The organism is Cysteiniphilum sp. QT6929 (assembly GCF_030035755.1).
GTDB lineage: Bacteria > Pseudomonadota > Gammaproteobacteria > Francisellales > Francisellaceae > Caedibacter > Caedibacter litoralis.
Genome location: NZ_CP103983.1, coordinates 2,407,428 through 2,420,534, shown reverse-complemented (window position 1 = coordinate 2,420,534; position 13,107 = coordinate 2,407,428). Strand labels below are relative to the sequence as shown.

At 39.7% G+C, this 13,107-nt stretch carries 13 protein-coding genes; 5 read left to right on the top strand and 8 right to left on the bottom strand.

The genetic code is table 11. The features are described from left to right. The first annotated feature begins 91 nt into the window (after window positions 1–91). The 5 genes from NYP54_RS10585 (at window position 92) to NYP54_RS10565 (ending at window position 4,496) form a co-directional block, all read left to right on the top strand. Window positions 92–694, top strand: a complete 603-nt coding sequence (locus tag NYP54_RS10585; protein ID WP_283156476.1) for a CDP-alcohol phosphatidyltransferase family protein — start codon at window positions 92–94, stop codon at window positions 692–694. Between the two features lie 119 nt (window positions 695–813). Then, a complete protein-coding gene (locus tag NYP54_RS10580) occupies window positions 814–1,812 on the top strand; it encodes a malate dehydrogenase (RefSeq protein ID WP_283156475.1) in 999 nt (332 codons plus the stop codon). A gap of 358 nt (window positions 1,813–2,170) precedes the next feature. Continuing rightward, window positions 2,171–2,608: a D-aminoacyl-tRNA deacylase gene (gene dtd / locus NYP54_RS10575; protein WP_283156474.1), complete on the top strand. Its 438-nt coding sequence runs from the start codon at window positions 2,171–2,173 to the stop codon at window positions 2,606–2,608. A gap of 4 nt (window positions 2,609–2,612) precedes the next feature. Next, entirely contained in the window at window positions 2,613–3,479 is an 867-nt protein-coding gene (gene tyrA / locus NYP54_RS10570; protein ID WP_283156473.1) for a bifunctional chorismate mutase/prephenate dehydrogenase, read from the top strand. Between the two features lie 21 nt (window positions 3,480–3,500). After that, entirely contained in the window at window positions 3,501–4,496 is a 996-nt protein-coding gene (locus tag NYP54_RS10565) for an NAD(P)H-dependent glycerol-3-phosphate dehydrogenase (RefSeq protein WP_283156472.1), read from the top strand. Window positions 4,497–4,596: 100 nt separating this feature from the next. On the opposite strand, the gene NYP54_RS10560 is transcribed toward NYP54_RS10565, so the two are convergent. The 8 genes from NYP54_RS10560 to trpD all read right to left on the bottom strand — a co-directional run bounded on the left by NYP54_RS10560 (window position 4,597) and on the right by trpD (window position 12,992). Continuing rightward, window positions 4,597–4,932 (bottom strand): zinc ribbon domain-containing protein YjdM, encoded by a 336-nt coding sequence (locus NYP54_RS10560; RefSeq protein WP_283157533.1) that lies wholly within the window; start codon window positions 4,930–4,932, stop codon window positions 4,597–4,599. 398 nt (window positions 4,933–5,330) lie between these two features. After that, window positions 5,331–7,544 (bottom strand): hypothetical protein, encoded by a 2,214-nt coding sequence (locus tag NYP54_RS10555; protein WP_283156471.1) that lies wholly within the window; start codon window positions 7,542–7,544, stop codon window positions 5,331–5,333. Between the two features lie 14 nt (window positions 7,545–7,558). Continuing rightward, window positions 7,559–7,741 (bottom strand): hypothetical protein, encoded by a 183-nt coding sequence (locus NYP54_RS10550; RefSeq protein ID WP_283156470.1) that lies wholly within the window; start codon window positions 7,739–7,741, stop codon window positions 7,559–7,561. Window positions 7,742–7,921: 180 nt separating this feature from the next. Then, window positions 7,922–9,097 (bottom strand): hypothetical protein, encoded by a 1,176-nt coding sequence (locus NYP54_RS10545; protein ID WP_283156469.1) that lies wholly within the window; start codon window positions 9,095–9,097, stop codon window positions 7,922–7,924. Window positions 9,098–9,282: 185 nt separating this feature from the next. Then, window positions 9,283–9,720 carry a hypothetical protein gene (locus NYP54_RS10540; RefSeq protein WP_283156468.1) on the bottom strand — a complete coding sequence of 146 codons (438 nt, stop codon included), beginning with the start codon at window positions 9,718–9,720 and terminating at the stop codon, window positions 9,283–9,285. A gap of 125 nt (window positions 9,721–9,845) precedes the next feature. Next, on the bottom strand, window positions 9,846–10,445 hold the full coding sequence (locus tag NYP54_RS10535; protein ID WP_283156467.1) for a class I SAM-dependent methyltransferase: 600 nt from the start codon (window positions 10,443–10,445) through the stop codon (window positions 9,846–9,848). Between the two features lie 53 nt (window positions 10,446–10,498). Beyond that, window positions 10,499–11,779, bottom strand: a complete 1,281-nt coding sequence (aroA, locus tag NYP54_RS10530) for a 3-phosphoshikimate 1-carboxyvinyltransferase (protein ID WP_283156466.1) — start codon at window positions 11,777–11,779, stop codon at window positions 10,499–10,501. A gap of 265 nt (window positions 11,780–12,044) precedes the next feature. After that, window positions 12,045–12,992 (bottom strand): anthranilate phosphoribosyltransferase, encoded by a 948-nt coding sequence (gene trpD, locus NYP54_RS10525; protein WP_283156465.1) that lies wholly within the window; start codon window positions 12,990–12,992, stop codon window positions 12,045–12,047. Window positions 12,993–13,107 lie beyond the last annotated feature (115 nt).

Genomic DNA, 13,107 nt, shown 5'->3' with positions numbered 1-13,107 from the left:
ATAAACGTGTTGCAGGCAGTTTTTATACCCCTAAGCTCTATAGCGCTAAAACACGCAAACTTGTGCAGTTTTTAATGAGGTGGTTTTAACGATGATCGAATCAAGTCTGCGCCCACTATTTCAAAGAGTTTTTATTCAACCACTTCTGCATATCGGCGCGCGCCACCTACCTGCTAATGCTATTACCGTTACCTCTTTAATTACAGGCTTTATCAGCGCTTTCTTTTTAAGTGCTGAATTTAACTTCATGGCTATTTTGTTGCTGCTTATTTCAGGTTACCTAGATATCCTTGATGGCTCAGTTGCTCGTATGCAAAACAATAGTACACATTTTGGAACCGTTCTTGATATTCTCAGTGATCGATTGGTTGAGTCATTTATCGTAATTGCCCTTTTTATCCGCGATCCCAATTTAGCCTTTGTGTGTTTATTAATGATGATGTCGATGCTTGTCTGTGTCAGTAGTTTTCTATTGGTTGGCATTTTTTCGGAAAAACAGGAAAACAAATCGGAAAAAAGCTTTTATTATAGCCCTGGGCTTATGGAGCGTGCCGAGGCTTTTATCTTTTTTATCGCGATGATTATCTTTAACCAACTTGCCCTGATCATCGGTATTGTTTTCACGCTTTTAGTATTATGGACAACAGGCGTTCGCGTGTATCAATTTTACAAACAAAGCAACGAGAGTAAATAAATTTAATTTATACCACAAATAATGCTAATGCCTCTGTTCGATAGCAGGCAAAATTGTTATTATCTTGCGGGTGAAAATACTACGAAATCTACTCGTTAAATCATAAGGAGAAATAATTCATGTCAAATAGTTCAAATAAAAGTGTGCGCGTTACGGTAACAGGGGCAGCTGGTAATATTGGTTATGCAGTAATTTTCAGAATTGCTTCAGGTGAAATGTTTGGTAAAGATGTTAATGTACACCTTAATTTATTGGAATTAGAGCAAACATTGCCAACATTGCAAGGCGTTAAAATGGAGCTTGATGACTGCGCATTCCCACTATTAAAAAGTGTGACTTGCACGGCAGATGTTAATGAAGCGGTGAAAGATGCCAACTGGGTATTGATGATTGGTGCAGTTCCTCGCAAAGCAGGTATGGAGCGCTCTGACTTATTAGGTGTAAACGGTAAGATTTTTAAACCAATGGGTGAAGCTATCAGTAAACATGCTGCTAAAGATGTCCGCGTTTTAGCCGTTGGTAACCCTTGTAATACCAATGCATTGATCACTATGATGAATGCCGCGAATGTCCCTAATGATCGCTTCTTTGCGATGATTTCACTTGATGAGAATCGCGCGCGTAAGCAACTTGCAATTAAAGCCGGTGTTGATGTTACTGCAGTGAAGAAAATGACCATTTGGGGTAACCACTCAGCAACACAATTCCCTGATTTTGCCCATGCTGAAATTGCAGGCAAACCTGCAACTGATGTCATTACTGATCGCAAATGGCTAGAAGAAGAATTCACACCAATGATTCAGCAACGTGGCGCGGCTGTCATTAAAGCGCGTGGCGCATCTTCCGCAGCTTCTGCAGCGAATGCCGTTATCACTAGTGTTAGAGGAATTATTTTTGACACGCCAGCAGGTGAAACGGTCTCAATTTCAAAAGTTTCCAATGGTGAATATGGTGTCGACAAAGGACTTATCTTCTCAGTACCATGCATCGTTAAGAATGGTGAAATTAAAGTTGTTGAAGGTATTACGCAAGATGCCTTTGGAAAACAAGCTTTCAATAAAACATTAGAAGAGCTTCGCCACGAGCGCGATATTGTCAAAGAGGCTGGATTAATTTAACTCTAAAGTTACGCACCCTAGAAAAAACTATGGTTTTACAAACACCCCGTCAGTCTACGACTGCCACCCCTCTTACAAAGAGGGGAATTAGGCAATGGTTATTTTATATTCCCCTCTTTGTAAGAGGGGTGCCGAGCTTGCGAGGTGGGGTGTTGAAATAAAAAAGTTCACAACTACACAGTTAACTAAAGCCCTCATTAGCATACTTCTTTGTGCTAACCTATCTTCTTGATGCGTAAGCATAATGACCCATCATAAAATCACTGTATCCTCACAAATTACAACGCAAAAAATTCTGTAAAATGCTTTGTGATGAGTATATGCTAGTGTCACTTCGGAACTAAATACACCAAGCAATATGCTAAGCCTTATACAGCGTGTCACTCACGCTTCTGTTACCGTCGACAATGATCAAATTGCACATATTGCCCAAGGTATTATGGCACTTATCTGTATCGAAGAAAAAGATGAAAAAAAAGAATATGACAAAATGGCGCACAAGCTTTTAAATCAACGCATTTTTGAAGATGATCATGGCAAGCTTAACAAAAGTCTTATTGATATCAATGGTGAGTTATTACTTGTGCCGCAATTCACACTGGCTGCTGATACTGATCGCGGCTTACGTCCAAGCTTTTCTGGAGCATGCCCACCGCGGATTGCCAAAGCAAAATTTGCTGAATTTCACGCTGATATTACGCAAAAATATGCACGCATTCAGCAAGGGCAATTCGGTGCCAATATGCAAGTATCACTCACCAATGATGGACCGATTACATTATGGCTAAAGGTATAAAATCATGACAGAAATGAAGGAAATGACAAAAGAGCCAACACGCCGTCTATGCATTATTGGTGGTCATGGTGCCATGGGAAAATGCTTAGCTTTTTTTCTTAAGCAACTTGCGCATTATGAAATTACCCTTTTTGGTGAAGATGATTGGCAAGAGGCACAAACACTTCTGCAAAAACAAGATATGGTGATTATCAGCACCCCCATTGCGCTCACTGATGAAATCATTGCAAAAACTTCCGAGTATATTAGCTCTAATACTATACTTGCGGACTTAACAAGCATTAAATCAGCACCAATGACCAAAATGCTCAGCGCACATCATGGTGCTGTTATTGGACTTCACCCGATCTTTGGACCAACCGTTACCAACAGCAATAAACAGGTGATTGTTTACTGCGATGGGCGCGACTCTCAACATTATCAATGGTTCATCGATGACCTTATAACCTTAGGATTTACACTGAAAAAAATGGCCGCAAGCGCACATGACCAAGCAATGACATTTATCCAAGGCATCGAACATTTCTCCGTATTTTGCATGGGAATGTTCTTAAAACAACATAATATCCATTTGGAAGAATTAATGGCAATCTCAAGCCCTGTTTACAAAATGGAGCTTAATATTATCGGACGTCTTTTTAGCCAAGACGCTGACTTATATGCCAATATTATTGCCTCTGACCATGAGCGCTTAAATAGCATTCATGATTATGCCCAATTGATTCTAAAGCAAGTAGAGCAATTAAAGTCAACCAATGGCAAATTTGAATTTAGTCAGCAGTTTAACGATGTGAAAGAATGGATGGGCGAATTTGCTGATAAAGCCTATCAAGAAAGTGATCGCTTACTTGGTATTAAGCCATTAGCATAAACAACTGGAGTTACTATTTTTATGAATAATACAATTCTTGTCATGGGTGCCGGCTCGTGGGGCACAGCACTCGCGTTACAACTAGCACGCGTTGGACATATGGTTTATATCCATTCATGGAAAGATACACACAACACACAAATGATTCGTGATAAACATAATCACAGCTACTTACCGGATGTTGATTTCCCAGCAAATTTAATTGCCATCAATGATTGGCAAAGTGTTATACATCAATGTGATGACATTTTAATGGCAACACCAAGTGTTGGCTTTGTGAAAACACTCGAAGCGATCAAACCACATTTAACGAGCACACAAGGTGTGATCTCAGCGACAAAAGGCTTTTGCCATCATAGTTATCAGCTATTAGATCAAATGGCTGAAGATATCCTAAAAGATAATCCCTTTGGTTTAATTACGGGACCCAGTTTTGCCAAAGAAGTCGCTAAAGGCTTACCTACTGCCATTTTGGCTGCCTCTAAGCGCAATGATTATGCCAAACATATTCAACTGCTTTTTAATAGTGATAATTTTCGCTGTTATACCTCAACAGATGTCACTGGTGCTGAGATCGGTGGGGCTGTTAAAAACGCGCTTGCCATTGCTTGTGGTATCTCAGACGGTCTTGGCTTTGGTGCTAATGCGCGTGCGGGCTTAATTACTCGTGGACTTAATGAGCTCACTCAATTAGGTCTAACGCTAGGTGGTAAGCTTGAAACCTTTTACGGCTTAAGCGGGCTTGGTGATCTGCTATTAACCTGCACTGATAACCAATCGCGTAATCGCCGCTTTGGGGTACTTGTCGGTCAAGGCAAAAGCATTGATGAGGCTTGCAACGAAGTCAAACAAGTCGTTGAGGGCATTGCTTCAGCCAATGCTGTCTATAAGTTGGCACAAAAGCACAATGTGTCAATGCCAATCGTTGAAGCGGTTTATAGCATTCTCCACGAAAATCAAGATATGCGCACAACAGCTCATGCGCTATTAACTAGGTCCCTTAAGGCAGAAAACTGATATTTGGATCAAGCCCGAATATGACAATCCGCCGTCATTTTAGGACTTGATCTAATAATATACAATACAGCTGATAATACTTGTATCGCTACTGAGTACTTTATGCTTTTTTGACAAACTCCGACTTTAACTTCATCGCACCAATACCATCAATTTTGCAATCGATATCATGATCACCATCCACTAGACGAATATTTTTGACTTTAGTGCCAACTTTAACAACTAATGATGAACCTTTCACTTTTAAATCTTTAATGACTGTAATGCTATCACCATCTTGTAAAGGCGTACCATACGCATCTTTTTTGACATCAGTGGCTTCTTCTGTAACGGCATTGATTTGCCATTCATAAGCACATTCAGGGCAGATAAGCATTTCACCATCTTGATAAACATATTCACTTTGACATTGTGGGCAATGAGGTAATTGCATTATTTTTCCTTATTTTACTGTAGTTATACACTTTTCTATTGCAACACCCCGCCTCACAAGCTCGGCACCCCTCTTGCAAAGAGGGGAATTAAAATCACCGTCGCCCAATTCCCCTCTTTGCAAGAGAGGTGGCAGCCGTAGGCTGACGGGGTGTTTATAAAGTCATAGTTTTTTTCTAAAATACAAACTTCAATTATTTTATAACAACATAACTGCAACTAATTACCCCCCTAATAAACATCAAAAACAGAGTATACTCTACCCTTCGACACCGCTCAGGGAACGCTGAATGCTTTTAAGACGAGGGTTTAGTTGCAACAAAAATAAAAGCCCTTTTAATCAAAAGAGCTTTCATATTCTTAAGTGTCGCTAGTATAGCAAAGATTCTAAAAACCTAACACCTATGTTTGAGGTTGTGTCACACCCGCAATTACCTTTGGAATATCACCAACGCTTGGCATCGTACCAATATTTGGATCAACCCAATCACTCAATGTTGGCAAGGTGACATTGCTATCGGTGCCTGCTTGGGTAATTAGTGTTTGTAGATCACTGATACACGCATCTCTTGCAGCCCCTACTGCAAGGGGAAGTAAGTTTTGCGCAATACCCAACTGCTTAACAAAATAGCTGACATTGGCATTTGCTGTTTGTGTAAGCTCAGCCCCTGTTGGCACATTATAATCAGGTACCCAAATCTGATCATTACCACCACATTGCGGCTGCAAGGTATTATCTAAGCGACTATAACATTTACCTGGAATACCGTTTAACTGCCCAAAGGATTCATACTCGATAAAGCGACTACCCTGACCATCATTGTAGGTTAAGCTAATCGGTGGCTCAAAACTACTGATGCTATTGTCACTGGTTGCTTTGAAAGTGTAGAACTTATTCCACGGTTGTGGTCCACTTTGCCAAGTGTACTTTTGGGTAATGGTGCCATTGTATAAATTATCAATATTCGTACCAACATTAACTGTATTTGGTACCATCTCACCAACCCATAAATTATCGGTTGTTGAGGTCACCGGCACGTTGTTAGGATCAAGTAAAGTATAAGCATTATTAGTCGCAAGAATATTTTTATTGATCGTATAGGTTAAATAGAGATTAGGAGATCCTGAGCTATCCCATGCTGGGTACTTGGTTTCCCACTGTCCTAAACCATTATTCCATACTGGGCAATTGTTATAACAATGAAGTGTTAATATATCATCTGCTGCTGTTGGTGCCACAAGCGCATTTGTCCATACGACTAACTGTGTACTATTAGTCGGTAACACAACTTGATTATTTTGATCACGCATTGGAATATTGGTAAAGCCACCGCCACCAACACCATCAATCGATACATTCAAACTATAGTGTTGACCTAGATAGCTCGTTTGCAGCTCTGAGTTTGAAATAGCTACTGCGGGTGTTACAGGGGTAAAGCTACAACCATTTTGGGTGCAACTATCCTCACCCACTTTATCAAATTGCTGATTAGTTGAATTCCATAATACAATCGCTGTCGCTTGATTTTGATTAAATGCATGTAAGCGTAAACGTGTCCCTGCTAACTGACCTAAAGTAATTGAACGCGCAGTTTGCAGCTCAAGTCTGCCAGGTCCCACTTCAATGGTACCAGCAGTTGATGCGCCTGTTTGCATGTCTTTTTTCGTGGCAGCTGTGCCATCAGCAACCGTTGGGTTACCAGGCAACCATAACCCATAAAAACTTAACCAACCACGTTTTGTTTCATTATTAATTGTCATCTCAACGGGGAAACCACCGGAATCACGATTAACGCGGCTACCATCAGCATTATATAAACCATAGCGATAAACACTCGTTGTATAATTATTGCGATCATAACAAATCTCAGCCTGACCATTAGTTAAATCGGCACGTGTGACCAGATTTTCTAAATGGCTGCTATTAAAAGCAATTTTTGCCAACATCGAGCTTTGATTAAAAACACTTGAGATCTGACCGTAGCCTGTATTTTCAGCGGTTTGGATAAAGGCTAAAGCGACATTCCGACTATTATTGCCATTGCTTTCCGTTTCAAAGTATTTCACCAAGGCACGTCCATTGGTCGCCTGTGAAGCACTAATAAACCCTCTAAACTGCGGCGTTGTGCGATTTAACACCCCGCTAACATACGGATAAGACACATAATTTAAACTAAACACACCATAAGGATTAAGTGTTGTTGGTGTTTCTGTTGCCACTAATTTGCCTTCAATCAATACCGTGTCACCATCACCCACTTGTAAGCCATCAATCCAGAAAGTCACCGTTTGCACGCCGTTGATATTCGTTGACTCACCAACAATATCAGACAAAATCGGCACACTGTTATCACTTCGCTCATCGCCCATATTACAGGCATTCATATCAACCTTTGACAGATAAGCACCTTGATTTGTAAACTCAGGATAATTCGTCTGTGTAAACACACACAAAATACCATTAATCTGATCCATCGTCTCTTGCGTGAAATTATTGGTATAGGTCTGTGGCAGATCATTCACATAATCGCCTGATGTCGGCACAGCATATGATGCCGACACAGACGCCCCCATTAATAACGCAAGATAATGTATATTCAATCGTTTGATTTTCATCGTATCCTCCTTGATTATGATTGAGCTTCAACCATTGACACCTGTTCAGGTGCGCAAGTTGACCCCTGTGGGCAATTCACCGTCTGTGTACCTACAGCTGCAGTTGATGAGCTACCACCTCCGCCACAAGCGCTTAATAATATAATGAAACTGATTGCAACGAGTGCAAATAGATTTTTTGAGTACCTTCCTAGCATATCATCACCTTTATTGTTTATTGTTTATTGTTACTTCTTTTATTTCTTTTACTTCCAAGTTTTAACGAATTCCTGATTCACCTGACTGCTAACCAGCAGTAAGCAGTATTGTAAACATAGTGAATATTGATTTTTTTGCGAGTAATGTACGTAATATTTAAAAACTTTATCTTTTTTAGCTTATTTTACTTCAACATCATTACTGAAAAACTGATAAGAAAAACCCGTCTTAAAGAGAGCTAACAGCTTATTTTTATATTTAACTCTTTGTGCATTGATCTTGAATATTTTTTGTTGCAGTGCACTACTTTTATCTTCTTGCTGTTTAAGTATGAGCCTCTGCCATTGATAATCAAAGTTAAGCCAATCAAGCATATCTTGCCATAAGCTAAAGCTTTGTTGCTGCCCATAGTTATTCACCGCCTTTACACTCAAGCTTCTGGGTAGCACAATAAAATCAGCCAAACTGATAAACCCTCGTTTTAATAACGGATCACGTTGCAATAAGGCAATTTGCGTGAAATAGTCCGATAAATGCATCAATAGCATGGGTAAATATATCAATGATTGATCGCCCAATAACTCCTGCATAATATCTTCAATAAGCCCTGTACTAGTTAAACTAAGCGTAAATTCACTGGGATAAACTTTGTTTTTAAGACTATTGTGGATGTCTTGTTCTGTAAAATTTGTCAATAATGGGCTAAGCGATAGCACACCATCAACTTGAGCATGGAAATTCATATGCACAAGTGCAAGCTTTGCGATATCAAGCTTGATATCAATATCAATAACTTGCTTCTTTTTAGTGATCATTGCCGTTAATTGCGCGGGATATACTTTCTCTAACTGTCGCGGCATAAACTGTGTCTGTGCAGGCAGTCCGATAAATTCAATGATTTGACGACTAGCAATCATTAATGGGTAGGAGATTTCTATTACGCCCTTATTAAGGATTGATGGGTTTAAATACGCTTGCCAATCCACAGGCTGTTGCCACAAACCCAATTGTTCTAAAAATAAATCCATATTGACATAAGGCGCGTTGGTCTCTTTAGCAACAATCAACTGAACTTGTGATTTATGCGCGTCAAGCGCTTTAAGATGTAGACTCATAGTCGACTGGGCAATTTGCGATTTTAATGTGGGAGACAACCAACTATTCAAAGCGCATAAGGTCGTTAATGCTTGATCTTGATCTTTTTTACACTTTTCTTGCTGCTGTATCATCCATGAGTTAAGTGGCACAATCTGCTTATAACTATTTGCTGCCGGATAGGCTAGTTTCACACTGGTTGCAGCCACTATCAATGTATAAAAAATATAAAGGATATAAAAATAAAGACTTTTTCTCATACTGCCACCATCCTTGTCATTCGTTTAGTGTTTCCGCTATTTAAAATCCATTTAAGCCTAGGGGTAATTAAGAAAATTAGCAAATTCAAATTTGAGCGTATACACACCCCTCACCCGCGCAGCTGAAGCCACACGACCTCTCCCGCAAGGGGAGAGGTGCTAGCTGGTGCAATACGCCCCTACATTTAATTATCGACTAACCTCTCATTAAACTCAAAGAAACTCTCAAGCACGATTTGATGCAACAAATCATCACAAGAGTCATTGTAATAATGTGCAAGCTTATCCAGCGATTGTTGGTAATATTCCTGAGATCTTGCCAAATTGCTAATCTCAAATTTCTCCATCAACTCCAAATAGACTTGTAAACGGATTAATGCCTCATCTGCTGATGCCGTTGAGAAAAACACCGGCGCCTCGTCGTCATCCGATTCCCCTGCAATAATGGATACACCATATAATGATGATTTATCATCTTGATTGATAATCTGAAAGTCAACGGTCAAGTTCCAATCCAAAAGCTCACCCAGCTGATCTGCCATATCGTCAATCATGCGCATTTTCTCACGCACTGTTTGGCTTAACTCATAATAATTCTCGATATTTTCACTTATTTCAAACATATACTTTCTCGTTTTCTTTTTTATTTTGTACTATACCAAAGTGTCAACACAGTTTTCTACAAACTCTTATTGCTACACACATCATGCAGCCTGTAGGGCTATTGTATTTACGAATACACCCCTATTCATTTCACTTTCAACACTTTATTCATACCAATGGCATATTTCCCAGGCAACTTAACCATTTCCGTTGCCTCAGAGAACAATGGGCTTAGCGGAATAACCTGTTTGCTAAAGCTTGCAATATACTCACAAGAAAAGCTCTCAGGCAACAAACACGGCAACCATTTATTGAAGTCTTTGACATTAAACACATCATAATAATGGCTTTCAATTTTATGTAAACCTTCAGATTTTATTTCTTTATTAACGTAACGAAATGGAATGGCTGTTCCTTGATTTTTTTTGTATTGCGCCACAATCAAGCAACCATCATCACTGAGCACACGAATGGCTTCCATTAAAATCTTATGTAGATCATTAGGATTTAATAACACATTATCAAGCACAATCAGATCAAAGCTTTTGTTCGCAAACGGCCAATTGCCGGCATTAAAGCTTGCGCCAAATATCTGCGCATCATAAATAAAACCACTTGTTGCATAATGATGCACTGCAGAAACTCGCTCAAAATAAGCTTTTTTAACTTTTCCTAGATAAAAAGCACGCCTGACACTAAAGCGCGATAACATCACCTCTAAATCCAGTAGCTGCCTATCTTGCATCAATCGTCCTTACTCTCCAAAATGGCTGTAGTTTACCGTGATTTGCGCATGAACTAAATAATTTTCGCCATCCGCTCAAAGTAATCAGGGCATGTTTTACTGACACACTCCGCACCATTGATAATAACACCTTCCTGCCTTAAACCAATAAGCGCCAATGACATTGCAATACGATGATCATTATGCCCTTCGACAGTAGCTGCTCTAAGCGCTGATTTTTCAGGATAAATATGGATACTATCCTTCGCTGTTGTGACGTTAACACCTAAGCGTGTTAAGCCCTCAGCCATAGCACTGACACGATCTGACTCCTGTAAACGCGTATGTTCAAGTCCTGTAATATGCGTCTCCCCCTTGGCAAAGCACGCAATTGCCGCAACAGTCATAAACGTATCGGAGAAATTGCGCATATCTACTGTCACACCATTTAATACTTCACCACCGATCACGCGAATTCCATCTTCTTCGGCAATCACTTGACAGCCCATTTTTTCAAGCACTTCTAGAAAACGAATATCCCCTTGTTTGGCATCGCGTGTTACGTGCTTAACTTTAACATCACCCTGTGTGATTGCCGCCAATGCCCAAAAATACGATGCTGTTGAAATATCTGGTTCAATCGCATAGTATCGTGCTTGATAGCTTTGATTGCCTTGTATCTTATAAAGATTATTTTCAACGTTAACTACCACACCAAAATCACGCATCATATCCACTGTCATTTGCACATAAGGTTGTGGATGATCTGTATCTGAATGAATACTTAAGCCACCGTCGATCAAGGGGGATGCGATTAATAAACCTGACAAGAACTGGCTACTCTTAGCGCCATCAATACTGACACTACTTGTCTGCTTTAAACCTTCTGCCAAAATGGTCATAGGCAATGATGATTGATTTTGCTCATAGCTTGCCTGCATACCCAAAGAGTTCAATACAGATAACTGCTCAGCAATGGGCCGCGCCATCATTCTGTCAGCGGCATAGATATAATACTCACCTGATTTTTGTGCAGCACACAATGGAATAATAAAGCGCGTCAATGTCCCTGCTTCATTACAAAAAATGCGTGCGTCTTTGTTAGGGAAAGAACCATTGGCTCCCTGAATAATAATGCGCCCTGATGCCTCATCAAATTGATGTGAAACACCCAAAGCTTTTAATGTACCAACACCGGCTAATACATCCTTACTTAACGGTAAGTTATCAATCAACGATTCACCCTTTGCCATTGCCGCAATAAGTAATACGCGATTGGATAAACTTTTTGAACCAGGTAATGATACCTCTGCTGATATCTTCTTTGTTGCCAATGGTAGCGATTGTTGAGTCATACGATGTGATTATCAAAAAAATATAACGATTAAACAAGTTTATATCCTCACATTGAGTTGTCATTATAAATTTGGCATTCAAGCTATTTTTCTTTGACAATACGCTCAAGCTCATTCAAAAACGCAGATTTCTTAACAATCTCACTTTCTTCACCAATTTGTCATTGAGCTTCGGTACATCATGCTGTGGTACATCCTTCAAGCGATCCAGTTTTATGCATGCCAGTTTATTAATTTCAGCTTCGCCCATACAGCATGTAATTAACTAGGGGATTAAATGTGCAAACTTCCCTTGTAATAGCGCATCTTTAATCACCTTAACTTGTACTGATAAAGTATCAACAAAACCACTAGCGACATGCATAGAGGCAGCTGCATTTAATATCAGCGTATCTTGCTTAGCACCTAACATTTCATTATTTAATAACGATTTTGATTCCGCCAAATTCTGATACAAATCACCTGCTTCTAAGTAATCTAGTCTGCCGCGCACAAATCCTAGTTGCTCTGGATGTAAGCTAAATTCAGTAACTTCGTCATGCTCAAGTTTAATCACTTTATTGGCACCACAAACTGAAAATTCATCCATTCCATCACCATATACAACATAGGCATGCGTGACACCTAGGTTTTTAAGTGCATAAAGATACGGCTTAAGCAAACGCTCATCATAAACCCCTGCCACGATTCTTTTGACCTGCATCGGATTTAACAATGGACCCAACACATTAAAAAAGGTGCGCTTACCCTCTTTAGCAAAGCGCTGGCGCACATTAACCACTTTGGCAAAAATTGGATGAAAAAATGGCGCAAACAAAAACACCATTCCTTGTTCTTTTAACAAGTTCAATGCCGCTTCTGGGTTATCAGGAATTTCCACATTAAGCTTTTGCAAGAAATCAAAACTACCGCACTTTGACGTTGCCGAACGATTACCATGTTTGGCAACCTTAGCACCTAACTCATGCACCATTAATGCGCTTAGTGTTGAATAATTTAAGGTTCGACAACCATCGCCACCCGTACCAACAATATCGACTGTTTCAGCAAAAGGATTTTCCACCCTAATACTATAATTTAGAAATGTCCGTGCTAATTCAAAAAGTGTTTGCTCTTCATATAGCTCAGCATCTATCTGCTGAATGATTTGATACTGCTGATCTTCACTTGTTTCATCACTTAGCAGCTGATTGACTAATGACTCAATCTCCACAACCTCACCTTCTTTTATTTTTTATTTTTTATTCTTTACGCTCAATTCTAAAGCTTTAAATTTGTTTCGTCTGCTTTTGGGGCGTATACAATACGCCCCTACACTTTCAATATAT

Bases quoted from the DNA above. Each gene is read 5' to 3' on its own strand.
- tyrA (WP_283156473.1), top strand. From the start codon at position 2,613: ATGACAGAAATGAAGGAAATGACAAAAGAGCCAACACGCCGTCTATGC.
- NYP54_RS10565 (WP_283156472.1), top strand. From the start codon at position 3,501: ATGAATAATACAATTCTTGTCATGGGTGCCGGCTCGTGGGGCACAGCA.
- NYP54_RS10555 (WP_283156471.1), bottom strand. From the start codon at position 7,544: ATGAAAATCAAACGATTGAATATACATTATCTTGCGTTATTAATGGGG.
- dtd (WP_283156474.1), top strand. From the start codon at position 2,171: ATGCTAAGCCTTATACAGCGTGTCACTCACGCTTCTGTTACCGTCGAC.
- NYP54_RS10545 (WP_283156469.1), bottom strand. From the start codon at position 9,097: ATGAGAAAAAGTCTTTATTTTTATATCCTTTATATTTTTTATACATTG.
- NYP54_RS10550 (WP_283156470.1), bottom strand. From the start codon at position 7,741: ATGCTAGGAAGGTACTCAAAAAATCTATTTGCACTCGTTGCAATCAGT.
- aroA (WP_283156466.1), bottom strand. From the start codon at position 11,779: ATGACTCAACAATCGCTACCATTGGCAACAAAGAAGATATCAGCAGAG.
- NYP54_RS10540 (WP_283156468.1), bottom strand. From the start codon at position 9,720: ATGTTTGAAATAAGTGAAAATATCGAGAATTATTATGAGTTAAGCCAA.
- NYP54_RS10535 (WP_283156467.1), bottom strand. From the start codon at position 10,445: ATGCAAGATAGGCAGCTACTGGATTTAGAGGTGATGTTATCGCGCTTT.
- NYP54_RS10580 (WP_283156475.1), top strand. From the start codon at position 814: ATGTCAAATAGTTCAAATAAAAGTGTGCGCGTTACGGTAACAGGGGCA.
- NYP54_RS10585 (WP_283156476.1), top strand. From the start codon at position 92: ATGATCGAATCAAGTCTGCGCCCACTATTTCAAAGAGTTTTTATTCAA.